The organism is Vallitalea okinawensis (genome assembly GCF_002964605.1).
In the GTDB taxonomy this organism is placed as follows: domain Bacteria; phylum Bacillota; class Clostridia; order Lachnospirales; family PQDH01; genus Vallitalea_A; species Vallitalea_A okinawensis.
The window spans coordinates 164,267-182,489 of record NZ_PQDH01000004.1; the positions used below are offsets into that span (position 1 = coordinate 164,267).

General features: G+C 33.4%; 13 protein-coding genes. 12 read left to right on the forward strand and 1 reads right to left on the reverse strand.

Translation table 11 applies throughout. The annotated features are described in order from the left end of the window. Window positions 1-38 precede the first annotated feature (38 nt). The 6 genes from C1Y58_RS13730 (at window position 39) to C1Y58_RS13755 (ending at window position 8,288) form a co-directional block, all read left to right on the forward strand. Entirely contained in the window at window positions 39-2,066 is a 2,028-nt protein-coding gene (locus C1Y58_RS13730; RefSeq protein ID WP_105616632.1) for a glycoside hydrolase family protein, read from the forward strand. Window positions 2,067-2,218: 152 nt separating this feature from the next. Continuing rightward, on the forward strand, window positions 2,219-3,163 hold the full coding sequence (locus tag C1Y58_RS13735) for an ABC transporter permease (RefSeq protein WP_242985403.1): 945 nt from the start codon (window positions 2,219-2,221) through the stop codon (window positions 3,161-3,163). A gap of 18 nt (window positions 3,164-3,181) precedes the next feature. Then, the gene (locus C1Y58_RS13740) at window positions 3,182-4,051 is read left to right on the forward strand and encodes a carbohydrate ABC transporter permease (protein ID WP_105616633.1); all 870 of its coding nucleotides are present in this window, start codon (window positions 3,182-3,184) and stop codon (window positions 4,049-4,051) included. A 72-nt stretch (window positions 4,052-4,123) separates the two neighbouring features. Further along, window positions 4,124-5,692 carry a type 2 periplasmic-binding domain-containing protein gene (locus C1Y58_RS13745; RefSeq protein WP_105616634.1) on the forward strand — a complete coding sequence of 523 codons (1,569 nt, stop codon included), beginning with the start codon at window positions 4,124-4,126 and terminating at the stop codon, window positions 5,690-5,692. Between the two features lie 71 nt (window positions 5,693-5,763). After that, window positions 5,764-7,506 carry a sensor histidine kinase gene (locus C1Y58_RS13750; protein WP_105616635.1) on the forward strand — a complete coding sequence of 581 codons (1,743 nt, stop codon included), beginning with the start codon at window positions 5,764-5,766 and terminating at the stop codon, window positions 7,504-7,506. Between the two features lie 23 nt (window positions 7,507-7,529). Beyond that, window positions 7,530-8,288 (forward strand): response regulator transcription factor, encoded by a 759-nt coding sequence (locus tag C1Y58_RS13755; protein WP_105616636.1) that lies wholly within the window; start codon window positions 7,530-7,532, stop codon window positions 8,286-8,288. Between the two features lie 48 nt (window positions 8,289-8,336). On the opposite strand, the gene C1Y58_RS13760 is transcribed toward C1Y58_RS13755, so the two are convergent. Next, window positions 8,337-9,395, reverse strand: coding sequence for an S-layer homology domain-containing protein (locus C1Y58_RS13760; RefSeq protein WP_105616637.1), 1,059 nt, complete (start codon window positions 9,393-9,395; stop codon window positions 8,337-8,339). A gap of 252 nt (window positions 9,396-9,647) precedes the next feature. Between C1Y58_RS13760 and C1Y58_RS13765 the strand changes: the two genes are divergently transcribed. From C1Y58_RS13765 to C1Y58_RS13790, 6 genes are all read left to right on the forward strand, one after another. Beyond that, the gene (locus C1Y58_RS13765; RefSeq protein WP_105616638.1) at window positions 9,648-11,483 is read left to right on the forward strand and encodes a sensor histidine kinase; all 1,836 of its coding nucleotides are present in this window, start codon (window positions 9,648-9,650) and stop codon (window positions 11,481-11,483) included. A 4-nt stretch (window positions 11,484-11,487) separates the two neighbouring features. After that, a complete protein-coding gene (locus C1Y58_RS13770; RefSeq protein ID WP_105616639.1) occupies window positions 11,488-13,038 on the forward strand; it encodes a response regulator transcription factor in 1,551 nt (516 codons plus the stop codon). Between the two features lie 14 nt (window positions 13,039-13,052). Then, entirely contained in the window at window positions 13,053-14,366 is a 1,314-nt protein-coding gene (locus tag C1Y58_RS13775) for an ABC transporter substrate-binding protein (RefSeq protein ID WP_157950100.1), read from the forward strand. Between the two features lie 269 nt (window positions 14,367-14,635). Further along, the gene (locus C1Y58_RS13780) at window positions 14,636-15,598 is read left to right on the forward strand and encodes an ABC transporter permease (RefSeq protein WP_105616641.1); all 963 of its coding nucleotides are present in this window, start codon (window positions 14,636-14,638) and stop codon (window positions 15,596-15,598) included. A 16-nt stretch (window positions 15,599-15,614) separates the two neighbouring features. Continuing rightward, complete coding sequence (locus C1Y58_RS13785) at window positions 15,615-16,526, forward strand: carbohydrate ABC transporter permease (protein ID WP_105616642.1); 912 nt, start codon at window positions 15,615-15,617, stop codon at window positions 16,524-16,526. Window positions 16,527-16,603: 77 nt separating this feature from the next. Next, entirely contained in the window at window positions 16,604-18,202 is a 1,599-nt protein-coding gene (locus tag C1Y58_RS13790; RefSeq protein WP_105616643.1) for an ABC transporter substrate-binding protein, read from the forward strand. Window positions 18,203-18,223: the final 21 nt, after the last annotated feature.

Here is an 18,223-nt window from a genome sequence, read left to right on the forward strand (position 1 = left end):
ATTAATGAACCAAAAAGTTATAAAAAGGCGGAGATGTTATGAATCGATATGAGATGACTTGTACAGAGAAGACTTGGGGCGTCAATGATGGCAACAAGAATCTATTTCTCATGCAGAATAAGAACAATCAAATCATAGGTGTCAAAGAAAATAATAAACCTATTTGCTTTAGTAGAAAAAAAGCTATTGAAGTAAATGACGTGTTGTGCATGGAATTTGAAGCTGAAGGATGGCTTATGACTGATAGAGTAAAAGAGATTGGAGAAGGTTTTTATCAAGTTAGACGATCATGGTGTAATCAGTCACAGAGAGATAAAAATGTGAATCTATTCTTTGACATAGTCTCATCCTTTGAACCTGCTTATTATTTGATTCCAGGGGTAAGTTATAACGGAAATCCATGGGGGAATGGTAATGAACCCAAAGGTTTAACGCGGGATGGACAACCGTTGGTATTCTCCTTTAGTCGAACAGGTTTGCCATCAGCCACATTCTCAGAAAACAATCAGTATTCACTAGGGATTTTTGCAACAGACGAAAAGAGGAGTATGAACTCCGCAGGTTCTCTTGAGAAAACTGCTGATAACAAAATGATGCATCGTATCACATGGCCGGAAGTAGAAGGACCTTATACATATTGTGATCGCGATCAGTATACAGATGCTTTAACCAATACCTTGACTTTACAATCTCAAGAAGTTTATGGAGTTACTGTATACATAAGTGTGGGTCATGTACATGAAGCTTATACAGGCTGGACAAAAGCTTATGATCATGCTTTAGATATATTTAAGAAAGATATAAAAATGCCTCTTTCTCCACAACAGATTTGGGAATTAGGTATAAGCTATGCTGGTGATATTTTATATGAAGATTTAGGAAATGATGGGCTCTTTCGGATGGGTTTACTTCCAGAAGGAAAGCATTATGTTAAAACAGAAGGAGCAAAGAAATGGGATTATCGTCCCCATAGCAAGTATGAAATCGGGTGGTGTGGTCAAAATGGAGCATTATCCTGTGCTCTAATTAAAGATTACTTATTAAAAGGGAATAAAAATTCTTTAGAAAAGGGAATAAAAGTTCTCGATACTTGGCAAGCGCATGCTGTTAGAGAAAACGGCTTATTCTATGTAGATTATAATAAGTCATTGGATGAAGTGAGAAAGAATAATGTAGCTGATACTTGCAACTTAGCTTGGGGAGCTTGGCAGATGATGGAGGCTTATAATCTAGCTAAAGAGGCAGGGATAGATAAGCCAAAATGGCTTGATACGGCAATGAAATTATGTGATTTCTTTTTGGATAACTATAATGAAGAATGGTTTTTCGGTAAGAGCTGGGATGTTACTAATGGTACACCGTTAGATACAGGAGGAACCATTGGTGCATTTATGATTATTGCCCTTATAAAGGCTTATGAGATGACTAATAATCCATCATATCTTAAATGTGCTACAAAAGCTTATAGGAACTATTCTGAACGTGATCTAGATCAAATGGTTTGTACGGCAGGTGCTTTAGATACATGCTGCGTTGATAAAGAGACTTGTTGGCCATTATTAAAGACAGGTATTGATCTTTATGAAATAACCAAAGATGAGTATTATAAGAACCAGTCAATAAAAGCTGGCTATTATTTATTGAGTTGGATGTATCATTACGAAACAGTATCAGAAGAAAAGCTAGATGATGAATTTAATCGATATGGCTATAAGACCTATGGTGGTACATCTGTTTCAGCACAACATCATCATCTTGATCCATGGGGAGCATTAATTGCTTTAGATTGGTTAAGACTTGCTAAGCTTACAGGTGATGAAAGGTGGCGTCATCGAGCATTAGCAACATGGCAAAATGCGCAGCATTGCTTATCTAATGGAACACTTGAAATACATGGATTGATTAGACCAAAAGGGTCTCAGAATGAAGCCTATTTTCATACCAATTGGGCTTTTCACACAGAAGGAGATAATAAGCATCGTATTAATAACTGGCTTGTTGCGTGGCCTACAGCTTTTAGGCTGGTTACATTAATGCGGTTGGATGATTGGGAAGAGTTAGAATAACAAAGAAAAATATTGAGACTGCTTCAAATTTTATTTTGAAGCAGTCTTTTCTTTTCTAATAAAACACCATATTTTCATTAACTGGATACATGTTCATAGGGGTCTTTAACTGTCATAATAAGATTAAGACAAAGGAATGGAGGCATAATAAGGTGAGAGTTAAACAAAACGCATCTTCATTACGAATGGTTAAGAAAAAGACAACATTGAGTCGTATCATGGAATACAAATCAGTGTATTTAATGATGTTACCTGCAATTATTGGCTTTGCAATATTCAATTATGCTCCTCTCTATGGGATTCAGTTAGCTTTTAAAGAATACTGGGTAATGGAAGGAATTGCAGGAAGTCCTTGGGTTGGTTTTGAGAACTTTATAGAAATCTTTCAACTAGAAAAGTTTTGGGAGGTTATGGGTAATACATTAATTATCAGTTTTGAAAAATTAATATTTGGTTTTCCAATGCCTATTATATTAGCATTATTACTAAATGAAGTCTATCATAATAAATTTAAAAAGACTATACAAACCGTTGTCTATTTACCTCATTTCGTTTCATGGGTCATCATGTATGGTGTTATTTATGCCTTATTAGGCAGTACAGGAGTTGTCAATTCTTTCTTCGTTAATATAGGGGAAGAAAAAATCAATTTCCTCTCTAATCCAGATTACTTTAGACCCATGGTAATAATCTCTCAAATCTGGAAGAATGCAGGATGGAAGTCGATCATTTATCTTGCAGCCTTAGCGGGAATTGATCCAAGCTTATATGAATCAGCAACTGTTGATGGTGCCAATCGATGGAAAAAAATGTGGCATATCACTTTACCTTCTATCTTGCCAACGATTTCAACATTATTAATTTTAGATTGTGGTAAGTTAATGACTGCTGGTTTTGATCAAATACTGAACCTCTATAATGAAGCAGTTTATGAAGTTGGAGATATTGTAGAAACTTATGTATACCGTATCGGGGTTACAAAAGGTCAATACGAGTCTGCAACTGCAGTCAATCTGTTCTTAAATGTTATCAATTTATTTATCTTAGTAGCAGTTAATAAAATATCCAAAAAAGTAAGTGGTACAGGTCTGTATTAAGAGAGAGGGGGAAGTAATTTGTATTATAAAGGTAATATTTTAGAAAGAACAGCAGATGTCTTTATTTATATCATTTTAGCTTTAGCAGGATTTATAACACTATTCCCCTTTTGGGTTGTAGTTGTAGGATCAGTTTTACCTTTCTCAGATCAAATTCAGAGTTCTATAGTATTGATACCGACTTCTATTGATCTTAGCTCTTATGAATATATCTTTTCTGATGATACATTTTTAAGGGGTATAATGATCTCATTTGGTATTACAACTATATCAACGGTTTACCATGTTATCGTTACGGCAATGGTATCTTATGGCTTAACCTTTGAGAACTTACCAGGTAGAAAATTGATATTTAAGCTTATTATCTTCACCATGTTCTTTTCGGGAGGGATGATACCTGTTTATCTCTTGATTAGACAATTAGGTCTAGTTGATAACTTACTCGTCATGATTTTACCTGTATTCTCAAATGCCTTTCATATCATTTTAATGAGAACCTTTTTCTTAGGAATACCTGAAGAGATAAAGGAAGCAGCCAAAATTGATGGAGCAGGGTATCAAAGAATATTTTGGACCATGATCATACCTCTGTCGAAGCCTGTTATAGCAACCATCTCATTATTCATTGCTGTTAGTCAATGGAATAACTGGTTTACACCCATGCTGTATTTGAATGATAGAGAATTATGGCCTATGGCATTGATTTTAAGAAGTATGGTTGTTGAAGCTGATCCTGAAACCATGTTCTTTTCAACAAATGAATTTTTCTTCAGTGATGGTATAAAATATGCTTCAGTAGTTGTTGCAGTTATCCCAATCTTATGTATATACCCATTTGTACAGAAGTATTTCGTTAAGGGGACAATGGTTGGAGCTGTTAAAAGTTAGTAATACAATCATTCGACATTAAATGTCTATGATTTATTAAATATGATATAATATTATAAGGAGGGTTTGTTAATGATGATTAAATGGAGAAAGATCATATCATTAGCACTTGTAGTGAGTCTAGTTGTTTCTTTAGTGGTGGGGTGTGCCAGCGATAGTCAAGAGACGAATGAAAGTACTAAAGTTGATAAGACTAGTCAAGGTAAAGAAGGGAAAGCAAAAGATCAAGAAGAATTAGTGGAATTAACAATGATCACTCATAAAGGAGAAGGTCCAGATGAGTCCTCATTAGTTTATCAAGAACTTCAAAGACAGCTTGGTATTAAAATTAATGTTATTGAGACAACTGTTGAGAATAGAAAAGAAAAAGTTAACATTAGTTTAGCTACAGGAGAAATTCCTGATTTATTCTTTACTTCAGCAAAACCTTATTCAGAAGAGATGCAAAAATGGATTAAGCAAGGTTTAATCCTACCATATGATGCATATATGGATGATTATCCTGTTGTCAAAGCACAGCTTGAAAAATTTCCAGATGCTAAGAATTTAACTAATAATCAATACTATATGTTAAATATCCAACGTCAAGTACAAGATGCAGAAGTGGTTAATGATCACGCTTTCTTTGTACGAACAGATTGGATGGAGAATCTAGGGATAGAAATGCCTACAACATTTGATGAGTTAAATGATCTACTCTATGCATTTACTTTCGATGATCCAGATGGAAACGGTAAAAATGATACTTTTGGTGTAACGATGGATAGTACCTATTGGTTATACTTTTTCTATAATATGTTTGATGCAAGTGAGAGACGTTTCACCGAAGTTGATGATGAGTGGGTACCAGAAGCCTTAACAGATAATATGAAAGATGCAGTTAAATATCTTAATAAACTCTATTCTGATGGCGTATTAGATCAAGAATTCATGATCAGCAAGAGTGGTCGCGTTTATGAAAACTTCGTATCTGGCAAAGCTGGGGTTATGATCAAGAATGCGGGGATTCACTACAATGTAGTTTATGATCAACTTCAAGATGCTTATCCTGAACAAGATCCACAAGATATGTTTACTTGGATGCCAATTGTGGCAGGTCCTGAGAGTGGTGTGAAGCGTCTAGACGGTGGTGCTAACTATTGGGCAGCTACTTGCCTTGGTAATACTGGAGATGAGGTGAAGATTCAAAAATCCCTTGAATTATTAAATTTCTTAGGAAGCGAAGAAGGCCAAAAATTATTCTTCTATGGTGTAGAAGGCGAGCACTATAAGATGGAAGGTGACAAAATCGTTTCTTTATTACCAGAGGGTAAACAACTTCACCAAGTAGAAAAGCATGGTGAATTACATCATTTAGTCGTATGGCTAGATGGATTATTCCCAGAGGCGATACCAAATGCTGAAGAGTGTTTAGAGTCCTACAAGGATTCTATGGCAGCTGCAAATGGTGATCCATTGCTTTATGTGGATGTGGATGTTGATCCTGCTGTTCAAGCTCAGGTTAAAGAGTATACCATTGAAAGTTTAATCAAATTAATTGCAGATTCAGAAGATGTTGAGTCTGATTGGCAAGCACATGTAGATGGATGGTATAATGTAGGACAGGAATATCAAGATGCAGTAAATGAGGCTATGAATTAATTCAATAGAGTTGCAAAGATTCCTATGTAGGTGCATAGGAATTTTTGTCATTTCTTTTAGGAGGGGTATTGGTGGGGCTTCAATACTTTCATAAGTACAAGTTACGAATACAGTTAATTACTATTAATCTATTAATAGCTCTTAGTGCTATTCTCATTTTTAGCGTAGGTGGTTTCACCATATATTATAATAAAATGGAGGAGAATGTTAATAACCTCACGGATATCTATTTCTATGAAGTATCTGAACGCTTACAGAGGTACTTTGATCAAGTAGAGGTTATGTCAGAAGTAGTATTTTATAATGCGGCCATGCAGACCATAGCTCTTGGGTATAGTGGGAATTGGCAGGAGTATCAAGATTATGATAATCTAATTGGCAAATATATGGAAATGGATACCACAATGAACGATATTATCTTTATGAAGAATGATGGGGATTACTATTATTATAATGACTATATTCATGTTTATCCTGTGGATACCTTTTTAAAAAGAGAAAACTACTTAAAACATATTAAAGATTATAAGTTACATGTAATAGGACCCTTAATATTGGACAATGTGGAGTCCGATGATTTCTACTTTATTAGACGAGTTAAAGGGATGAGTATTGACTTACCGAATTATTTAGAAGAGATAGGAATTGGCATTATGGCCATGAAGCAAGATGAAGTCAACAGTATACTCCACAACAGTAATCTTCCACCAGCTACAGCTACTTATTTGATTGATGAGGCTGGTAAGATTTTAGCATCGACCAATGATACTCAAGGATATTATTATACACTGGAAGAGGAGAAGAAAGGGTTTATCATCAAAAAAACCGGTATTGATGCTTTCGATAACAATTTTACATTAATTTGTCACTTACCAAGAGATTATTTTTATAGAGATCTTTATGTTTACTCAACTTATATCGTTATTGCTATGATCATTTTGTTAATAATTACTGTTATCGGTAGCTTGTTATTAAATATTCATGTCACTAAACCTATTAAGGAGCTGGCAGATGCATTTGATAAAGTAGCCACTGGAGATCTGAAATCACGTTTGAAATTCACATATAAAAATGAAATTACAGCTATTGAGCAAAACTTTAATAACATGATGAATGAAATCTATACACTTAATAAAAATATAATAAAGAATCAGAGTATGTTGTATGAAGCTGAATTGGATAAAAAGCAATTTGAATATCGTTCTTTGCAGAATCAGATCAGTTCACATTTCTTGTATAATACCCTCAACATGATAAGGGGCATGGCTTATTCGGGGCAAAAGCAGGAAATGGGTGAACTCATCAATAAATTGGTAGCTTATCTTCGTTATATAGCAAGAGAATCTCAATACGTTAGTATAAAAGAAGAATTAGAGCATCTAAAAAATTATACTTATATTCAGCAAAAGCGGTTTAATAATAAAATTAAGGTAATCGTAGATGTTGGTACTGAAGTTAAAGAAGAAAAACTGTTAAAGCTCTTGATGCAACCTCTGATAGAAAATGCTGCTAAACATGGTTTAAATCAATGGTGTGGAAGAGGTATTATTAAAATTACAATAAAGAAAATAGAGAAGGATTTGTTAATAAAGGTGATGGATAATGGATGTGGAATGACATTAGAGAGATTGAAGCTTATTAATACATTTTTTAAAGCTGAAAAGAATCAAGAAGAGCATATAGGCTTACACAATATTCAACGAAGGATACAACTAGAATATGGACAACAATACGGTATTGAAGTCAGAAGTTGGGAGGGTAGAGGAACGGTTATGATAATGAAACTACCCTTACTATCAGGTGATAGGATTTAATATAACCGTTAAGGGGGATTAAAATGTTTAGTGTTATGCTATTAGATGACGAATATTGGGTCTTAGAAGATTTCAAATCGGTTATCGATTGGCAAGAAGTTGGATTTGAAATTGTTGCAGCTGTTCAGGATACAAAAATGGCAGAAAGACTCATTAAAAAATTCAAACCAGATCTTTTGTTTTGTGATATTAAGATGCCAGAAGAGGATGGTATTTCATTTTTAAGACGTTTACGTGAACAGAAAAGTACAATCGAGGTTATCTATCTTACAGCCTATAGTGAGTTTAATTATGCGAGAGAGGCTATACATCTAGGAGCTCAAGGTTATTTGCTTAAGCCCGTTGATGATATGATGCTCCTCAATGAACTTCAACGACTAAAAAAAATCTTGGAAGATAAACAGCGAAATAAGGTTGCAAGGAATCTGCTGGCTAACAATGAGGAGAATACTGAAAATGCAAAAAGTATTATAAAGCGGGTGATCAATGATGTCAGACAAAACTATTATAAGAAACTAAAACTATCCTATTATGCCGAGAAATATTTTATCAATTCCAGCTACTTAAGTCAGCAGTTTAAGCAAGAAACGGGGAAATCATTTACTAGTTATATACTTGATTTACGACTTGCAAGGGCTGAAGATTTACTTATTCAAACAGAATTGAGCATTAATGAAATAAGCGATAAAATCGGCTATAGTGATTACGTCCATTTTAGTAAGTTATTTAAAAAACATCGCGGAGAAAGCCCCCAGCAGTATCGTAACCGTTATAGAGAGTGAAATAAAAATACTTCCTAGCACATATTCATGTGACTAGGAAGTATTTTTTTAATCGTCTTCATATTCTTCATCAGGAACTTCAACATAAATCGTATTTCCGGTAATAGTTTCATCTTTGTAGACAGCAGTTATGCTGATGTAATAGGAATCACCAGGTTGAATTTTATCACCAAAATCACTATCATTATATTTAGCATAAGGCTTTACTACGTATCTGTTATTACGAACATTTTCTAAACATACAAGGTAACCATCATCAGGATATTCAGGCGTTTTATTATACTTTGAAACAACTACTTTATAATACTTGAATCCACGTGAGCTCACTTCATCCCATTCAAGAACTACACCATCATCGGTTACAGCGTATTCGAGATAAGGCGCTTCTCTCTCAGTAGATAATTCTAAATCTTCTTCGTCATAGGTCACCTTTTCATCGTCATAAGTTACTTTATCTTCATCAATAAGTCTTGACAGTAATACTGCGGCTTCAGCTCGAGTCAGACTACCTTGAGGTGAGAAATATTTATCGTCATCTCCAACCATTATGCCTTCATCAATAATGGTTGCAACATAATGTCGCAAGTTAGATGAGATATAATCTTCATCTTTATACTCATCCAGAATATCTAAATCTGTCTCTTCTGGGTTAATATCTAATGCCTTTACTAATGCTACAGCCATATCCTCTCGAACTGCATAAATGTCAGGTTTAAAATAATCACCATTATTTGTTCTAAAACCTGTCAAATAATATTTGGCTGTTTCAACATAGGGGTACTCCCAATCCTTATAACTGATATCTTCAAAGGAAGGGTTATCAGGTTTAATCAAAGGAAGGTCCAATGTTAAAACCATCATTTTAGCGAACTCTGCACGGCTTACCTCTTTAGAAGGTTTAAACCTGCCATCAGAATAGCCTGCAATTATATCACGTTCCACCATCTGTATCACATAATCATAAGCCCAATGATCCTCATCTAAATCTGAAAACCACTTCTCTGTCCGATAGTAGTCCTTGTCTTTAGCTAGTGTTTCTACTGGAAAAAAAGATAAGGTTAAAGCAACTACTAATAATAAACTTATAATTTTTTTAAGTCCTTTCATGTCATCCCTCCGGTTATAAATAATCTTTTCTTCTATTATCCTCAATTGAGATAGGAGATGTAAGAGTCCTTTATTCCTCTTTATTAGGGACTAAAGTCACATTTTAAGTAAGAAAAGAATCAACCATACTACTCAAAAGAAAATGAATTCAGCTTAAACTGGTATATAGGAAAGATTTGTAACAATCAGAATAGACATGCTATAATATTGACAAGAAGAAAACTTATAGAATGCTCTTAGGAGTTGGTAATCGTGTACCTTTTAAGGTCGAATAATATTGAAAATATGAAACATAGAATTAAAAGTAAAATGGTACGGATGCGCATTCGTACTAAATTTTTACTTGTTTTTTTTGTAGTTATTTTCTTTATTTCAAGTATGGTATTACTTGCCGCAACATACATATCCGATCAAATATTCACTAAGTACTCCATAGAATTATCTGAAGAACTTGTTGAACAGATATCCATAAATATTCATAACCGTGCAAATGAAATTGAGGACTTAACTTATTTGATTACACAAAATATACAAATTAAAGAACTGTTATATTTATGCGAAGAGGGTATTGAAACTTATGAGAAATCCATCCTTCAATCAAAGATGAATTCATTACTAAATAGTAGTGTCTATAACAGTGGATATATCAATAAGATCATTATCTCTACAACTAATGGGGATTACTTCTGGTGGGAAAAACAATCAGGTGAGACCATTAATGATGGATTAACAGAGGTTGAAGTGCAAATGTATATGCGTAAAATAGTCGGAAATGGTCTGCCAACAGATAATAGTGCCCTATGGATGGAGTCTCCCATGTTTGAAGATGAGGTGTTTTTACTCAGACCAATTATTGATGAAAACAATATCAATAATAACCTTGGTATTATTTTATTTTCCTTCAAAAGTAGTTACTTAAGCGGTGTTAATACAGAAGGTATAGTTTTAGATTCTGATAAGATAGCTATTATTGACAATGAGTCAGACCAATTTTTTGAAACAGACTTGGTTAATAGAAGGCTTTATTTAAAATTAATTGAATCCGGTGAATATAAAAAAGATAAACTTAATCAGATGTTTATTAAAGTTGATGGAGAAGATTATCTTTTAACTGAAGCTTATATTGAAAAGTACGATTGGAAGATTATGACTATTATTTCGCAAGAACAGCAAAATAATGGAAAAGCATCATTGCAGCTGTTTATTTTTATTGTTGCGATTATAAGTATTATAATAACTGTTATTATTGCTTTTTATATCTCAGGTAACATTACAAAAAATATTAGTCTACTAGAAAAAAACATAACTAAAGTTGAAGAAGGAGATTTTAATGTCAGAATTAAGCCAGTATCTTATGATGAGATAGGATTAATAGGTCTCAGGTTCAATTATATGGTTAATGAAATTCAATCCTTGATTAATCGCCTATATATATCAGAGGTTGAAAAGCAAAAAATTGAACATGAAGTTTTAAAAGCCCAGATTAATCCACACTTCCTATATAATACTTTAGGATCAATTAAGTGGATGGCTATAAGCAAAGGACAGGATGATATCGGAGAACTGGTTACCTCATTGATAGAACTATTGAAAGCTTCAATCAAACAAAAAAGTACATATCAAATATTAAGTGAAGAAATTGAGTATATCAAATATTATATTTCTATTATTCAATCTAGTCTCGATGGCGTTATTCAAATGAATAATAACATAGAAGAAGGCATTGAAAACTATTATGTTCTCAATTTCATGTTACAACCAATTGTTGAGAATGCGATTTTTCATGGCTTGGAGCTGAGAAAAGGTAATGCTAGGATTGATTTGTCAGCTTACACTGAAGAGAATAAATTAGTTATTAAAATATCTGACAATGGAAGAGGAATGAGTGAAGAAAAAATACGAGAGATATTATCTAGCCAATCAGATCATAAATATTCTGGACTGAATAGTATTGGGGTTAAAAATGTTAATGAACGTCTGAAATTATATTTTGGCAAAACCTATGGACTAAAATATTCAAGCATCAAAGGAGAAGGTACGACTGTTAAATTTACCTTACCAATTATGACAATGCCAAAGGAGGATTAATTGAATGAAGTTAATGATTGTTGATGATAATAAAATGTTTCGATATGCCTTTATGCAAACACTTGATTGGAAAGAACAGGGAATCCAATTAATCTTTGAAGCCATGAATGGTCTACATGCCCTCGAGCTTTTAGAAGATCAAGTAGTGGATATTGTTGTTACAGATATGAGTATGCCTGAGATGGATGGCGTTGAATTAATTAAAGTAATCAAGGAGAAATATCCAACCATTAAAATATTGGCTTTAAGTAATTTTGATGATTTTACTTTTGTAAAAGAAGCGTTAAAACTTGGTGCAGAGGATTATTTACTCAAGCACGAAATGACACCCACCACACTTCTTGAAGCGATAGAAGAGTGTAAAAAACTGGTTATAAGTGATTCTAGTCATAAAGAATCAGTTAATATGCAGCATAAATATTTGGAGATCGATAGTTTCACAGGTAAAATGTTACATGGTCAATTAGGAGTGGAAGAAATGCAGATCGGTCTCTACATGTATACAACCCATAAGTACATCAAAAATGTTATCCTAATAACAATTGAATTAATAGGAAGCAATCATGATCAATATACCTATCGGGAGTGGCTTCAAAAAAATATAAATGATAATTATTTAATCTTAAAAGCTAATATCACAAAAACCACTCATGCTATTATTCTTAATTATCATCATGTCAGCAGTGAACAAAAAATAATGAGTCATATGAGAGAATTTGTAAACAGACTGTCGACTGCATCAAAAACAGTTGATTTTGAAACGACTATTGCAGTTAGTGGTATTGGTCGGGGATTAAAAAGTATACCAATACTATATGCTCAAGTTCAACTTACAAGGGATGCGATGATTTATAGCAATAGATCAGTTTTATTTTATGATCCTTCTATGAGAACACTTGCTGATATTAGTGAGCCAAGTAGTTTGATTGGTAATATGGTCTACCAGGAAAGTATGATGAAGGATCAACCCAATTTCATTCAAGAAATCTCTAAAATCTTTAATAAAATCAAGGATAATCCAATTGATAGATTAAGCTTGGATAAGGTCATGTTTGAGATGAGCACCATTATACTTCGATTAGCTAAAATACATGATGTTAATATTTTTGATGTCATAGGTGATAATAAAAATTTATACAGCCTAATGTGTGAAAAGAACTGCATAAAAGATAAAGAAGCAATAATGAGTCAGATTATAGATCAAATTTATAATAAGGCGAGTAATTATAACAATATTTTAAATACAGATGTTAGGGAGATAATGAAATATGTAGACGAAAATTATTGCAGTGATTTGAATCTAGCTTCTATAGCAGAGGTATTTAGTTTTAATGCAAATTATTTATCATCACTCTTTAAACAGGAAACAGGTATGAATATGACAGACTATATAAAGACTGTAAGAGTTAGACATGCTAAAGCATTTATTTTAGAAAGAAAATACAAGACTTATGAGATTGCCAAAATGTCTGGGTTTAAAAATACTTCCTATTTTTGTACTGTCTTTAAAGAAGTCACAAGTATGAGTCCTAAAGAATTTAAAGATAACAATTGACGGGAGTGATGAGAATGAAAAAAATTGCTTTATTGTTGGTATTAGGTTTTTTACTAACGGGGTGCTATGGATTAGACAGTTCAAAGCAACTTGTTGTTAGAAATATGACTACAAATGAAGAAGAACATCAAATACCAATTAGAATTAGCTTGATGCATAGCTTTACAGATTATGGTGGTTTGCAGTGGGTTATTAAGACAACACAAGCTTATACTCAGCATCATCCCGAAGTCGAATTTGATATTTATAGCGTAACCCCTGAGAATTATGATAGTGTGTTACAGCAACATTTTGCATCTGGTACCATGCCTGATCTTTATTACTTAAGCAATATTTTTGATAACATTACTTACATAGAAAAGGATTTTGCTATAAACTTAACCCATGAACCATTTATGAGACATAATTTTGTTGTTGGCTCTTTAAAAGGAGTAGAGTATAGGGATCAGATATGGGCGGTTCCCATCGATTGGAATGGATATGGCGTCATTTACAACAAGGATGTTTTCAAGTATGCAGGGATTGATAGGATTCCGAGTACTTATTCAGAACTTATAGAGACTTGTGAGAAATTACAAGATACGGTTTATACACCTATTGCAGCAGGATTTAATGACAATTATACTATGATGAATGATATACAAGTTGATCTAAGCCAAAGTAGTTATTATAATAATACAGATTGGCGAATTAGTATTGAAAAAAATTTATACATGTGGCAAGATAATTTTTTTAAGTTAAGTGATGCTTTAGAAAGGTTTGCACAGCGTTTGAATTATTATAACCCTGATATGTTTGAAACATCTTGGTATGAAGCAACTCGAATGGTAGCTAATGGAGAGGCAGCTATGATCATGGGAGATTTTAAGGCTATAGATACCATAAGATCTCATAATGAGCATGCTAATCTAGGTATGTTTATGTATCCATGGAGTGATGATATAAGTAAGAATAATTTTCCAATTAAAACTATGGGAGGCCTAGTAGCTAATAATCAATCAGATAATAAAACATACTTACTCGATATAATGGAGCATTTCTCTACTATTGAAGTTGGTAATCTAACACAAAAATATAAAAAAACCATTTCAGTAGTAGCTGGGGTCGATGAAGCTATAGATCCTGCATATAATGAGTTAATTGTCTTTATGGATTTAGGTAGGAAGTCTGATTTCAGTAAGTTCACATCAAAATTTAAAAGAGAAGAGCTTAATGATATTTTTAATGAAGAACTGATACGTTTTATATATGATGAGGAGCACAATGTTGAAGCCACAGTTAAACAACTGGATGTGGAATCACAGAAACTCATTGGAAATCTTGAATAAAAGAACCGTTTATAGAGTTTTTTCTTTATAGAATAGGAAAGTTTGTATTTTGCTTATAATGAGGCATCTAACCTCATTACTTTTGATCCATTTTGCTATTTAAAATGGTCAAGCAAGATACCATACTTTCCTATTCTAGTTTAGGCGTGGCTTTAACCACTTCTGTACTGTGAATATTATAATAAATATGAGATTTATTGAATGTTTCCTCGATTTACTAATGCTAAAATAAATATAAGATGTGAATAGCTGATAGGAGGGGTGAAATAATGAATACAAAAATAATGAAAACTAACGTATCTACTAAGAAAAATAGAGGTCAGTTTCTAAGGACTCTTAAAAAGAATAAATTATTAATAATCATGTGTTTACCAGCAATCCTATTCTTTTTGATTTTTTCATATTTACCGATGCCAGGCTTATACTTGGCGTTTATAAGGTTTAATTATGCACAAGGTATTTTTAACAGTCCTTTTGTGGGGTTAGAAAATTTTAGATTTCTTATTCTATCTGGAAAACTATGGGAGTTAACTAAAAATACAGTTCTTTATAATGCAGCCTTTATCTTGATAGGAAGTTCGTTACAGGTATGTGTTGCTGTATTGCTTAATGAAATAGCCAACAAGAGATTTAAGAAATTTTCACAAACAATCATGTTTTTACCACACTTCATATCTTTTGTTTTAGTTGGACTGTTTGCTTATAATATTTTGAGTTTTGATTTTGGCGTTTTAAATACCTTTTTAAGAAGTGTTGGTCTTGAGCCAGTAAAGGCTTATTCAACACCAGAAGTATGGCCAATAATTATTGTTGTGACACATTTATGGAAATCCACAGGTTATGGCTCGATCATCTATTTTGCTACAATTATGGGTATTGATCCACAGATTATAGAGGCATCGCAAATAGATGGAGCTAATGTATTTCAAAAGATTAGATTTATTATTTTACCAAGTATTAGACCGACATTTGTTATCTTGTTGTTATTCTCAATAGGAAGTATTCTAAGAGGTAATTTCCAATTATTCTATAACATGGTTGGATCCAGTAACTCCATGTTATTTGAAACAACTGATATTATTGAAACATTTGTCTTTAGAGCACTGATTAACAACTTTAATTTCTCGCTTGGTAGTGCGGTGAGTTTATATCAATCTGTCTTTGGTTTTGCCTTAATTATGGTTTCTAATTGGGTTGTTAGAAGAATTGAACCGGATTACGCATTATTCTAGGGAGGAACGAGTGACTATGATTGAAAAGAATAATAAATTAAGTTCTAAAAAAGACTCAGGAAAAGTTATTATGACTGCCGTAAGCTATGTCTTTATAACATTCTTTACATTAGCTTGTTTATTACCATTTATATTGATGTTATCATCTTCATTAACATCAGAAAAATCGGTGATTATCAATGGATTTAATCTATGGCCAAAGGAATTCAGTACATTAGCATATAAGATTATCTTTGAAAATCCTAAAGATATTCTGGGTGGTTATATTGTAACAATACTTCTAACAACAATAGGGACAGCGTTAGGGCTATGGATCATTTCAATGACAGGTTATGCCTTACAGAGAAAAGATTTTGCTTGGAGAAATAAAATCACCTATTTTTTCTACTTCACTACTTTATTCTCAGGCGGTTTAGTACCATACTATTTGTTAATGACTAAATACCTAGGTTTAAAAGATAACTACTTAGCTATATTATTACCAGGTCTTATGAGTCCTTGGCTAATTATATTGATGAGAAATTTTATGAAATCCATACCTCATTCCATTACAGAATCAGCTAAAATTGATGGAGCCAATGATTTTCAAATCTATACAAAGCTCATTATGCCATTGGCAAAACCTGCACTTGCAACGATTGGATTGTTTTTAGCTTTGCAATATTGGAATGAGTGGTATAATGCAATGTTGTTCTTATCACCAAATGTAGAGCATAGACCACTTCAATTATATTTATATAATGTTGTAACACAGGCTGAATCAATTAAGAACTCAGCTGCTAATTCTAATGTACCACCACAGGATATGCCTAACGAGACAATAAAGATGGCTGTTGGTATTATTGCAACAGGGCCTGTGATTATTTTCTATCCCTTTGTACAAAAATACTTTATTCAGGGTATTACTATTGGCGCTGTAAAAGGGTAGAAAAATTATATAATCGAATTATAAAATAAGAATATATTTTGTAATTAACAATCAAGAGTATAAGGGGGAGTTAGTTAATGAAAACACGTTTCAAATTATTAGCATTACTCATGGTCCTAGTCTTAATTATGGGGATTACCGGATGCGTAAAAAGTGGGGAGACATCAGGAACTCAAGGTCAGATGACGGAGGAGAATAAGTCAGGTGACATTAGTAAAACAGATTCAACAGAAGATGGTGAGGAATTGGAATTTGTTGAATTAACCTTCTTAATGATGGGGAACGTACCTACAAATGGGCAATTGGAACTTGCAATGGCAGAATGGAATAAGATTCTTGAAGAAGAAATCAATGCTCACCTCAAGATTGAGTGGGTTGAATGGGCAGATTGGTTAACAAAATATAATCTTTTAATGGCTTCTGGTGAACCAATAGATTTGATTACTTCCGGTGACTGGTTAGATATGTGGCCAAACGCACAAAAAGGTGCATTTATGCCACTTGATGACTTACTACAATATGCGCCATTGACTTCTGCAGACATAACAGCAGAAGAATGGGAAACGTGTAAACTTGACGATACAACTTACTTTTTTCCAGAGCAAAATTATACCCAGTATGTTAACCATGGTTTCTATTATAGAGGCGATTGGGCTAAAGAGTTCGGTATAGACAAAGTTACTGACTATGAATCATTTGGTCAATACCTTCAAGGTGTTGCTGACAACAAAGAAGGTGTAGTACCTTGGGATGCAAATGGCTCAAAGTTTGACTTATATGATGGATGGATTATTTCAGAAACAGATTCACTTGAGCTATTGATGGTGCCTACTGGATACCATAAAGCTGTTTGGGCTGAATCAAAAGAAAATAAGTATACAGCCTATAGTCCAATCTTTAACGACACCTTTATGGAATTTGCGAAAACAATGCAAGAGTGGGGTGATGCTGGCTACTGGAGAGAAGATGTTCTTAACTTCAAAGGTGATACAAGAGAGCTATTTAAAGCAGGCCAATCCGGTGCTGATCAACACCACACGCAGACTTATAGAGGTCTTAGATGGGAAATGGATAATCTCATTCCAGGTTCAGAAATTGGTTTCTATCCATTTGGCTCTACAAGAAAGAACTTAACACAATTATCAATTATCCATGGTGCTACTGCTATAGGTGCAAACAGCCAGAACCCAGAAAGAGCAGTTATGGCTTATGAAATCTTAAGACAGAATGAAGAGTTCTATAGATTATTTGTTTACGGTAGAGAAGGTGTTCAATATGAGATCGTTGATGGTGTAAAAACACGTCCAGAAGGTTACAACGATGCAGATCATGAATTCTATACAGATTTTTGGTCAGGTCGAGAAGATAAATTTGAATTACCAACTGATACTGAATATGCAGGAATCTATGATTTATGGGCAGAATTTGACAGCTATGCTATTCCAGATCCATACTCAAGATTCATCTTTGACAGAACACCAGTTGAAGCAGAGCTTGCTGCAATCTCTGATGTAACAAGTGCACTTGGTCCAGCCATTACTTATGGTAAAACTGGTGACCCAGAAGCGGCAGTAGTAGAATACAGAGAAAAGCTTAAAAAGGCTGGTATCGATAAGGTTTTAGAAGAAGTTCAAAGACAACTTGATGACTACAAGGTAATGGTAGAAGGTAAATAGTATTAAAAACGCATTTTATCG

What these genes read in the sequence shown, in the direction of transcription:
- C1Y58_RS13730 (WP_105616632.1), top strand. Translation starts at nt 39, where the DNA reads ATGAATCGATATGAGATGACTTGTACAGAGAAGACTTGGGGCGTCAAT.
- C1Y58_RS13785 (WP_105616642.1), top strand. Translation starts at nt 15,615, where the DNA reads ATGATTGAAAAGAATAATAAATTAAGTTCTAAAAAAGACTCAGGAAAA.
- C1Y58_RS13780 (WP_105616641.1), top strand. Translation starts at nt 14,636, where the DNA reads ATGAATACAAAAATAATGAAAACTAACGTATCTACTAAGAAAAATAGA.
- C1Y58_RS13775 (WP_157950100.1), top strand. Translation starts at nt 13,053, where the DNA reads ATGAAAAAAATTGCTTTATTGTTGGTATTAGGTTTTTTACTAACGGGG.
- C1Y58_RS13755 (WP_105616636.1), top strand. Translation starts at nt 7,530, where the DNA reads ATGTTTAGTGTTATGCTATTAGATGACGAATATTGGGTCTTAGAAGAT.
- C1Y58_RS13760 (WP_105616637.1), bottom strand. Translation starts at nt 9,395, where the DNA reads ATGAAAGGACTTAAAAAAATTATAAGTTTATTATTAGTAGTTGCTTTA.
- C1Y58_RS13790 (WP_105616643.1), top strand. Translation starts at nt 16,604, where the DNA reads ATGAAAACACGTTTCAAATTATTAGCATTACTCATGGTCCTAGTCTTA.
- C1Y58_RS13770 (WP_105616639.1), top strand. Translation starts at nt 11,488, where the DNA reads ATGAAGTTAATGATTGTTGATGATAATAAAATGTTTCGATATGCCTTT.
- C1Y58_RS13745 (WP_105616634.1), top strand. Translation starts at nt 4,124, where the DNA reads ATGATGATTAAATGGAGAAAGATCATATCATTAGCACTTGTAGTGAGT.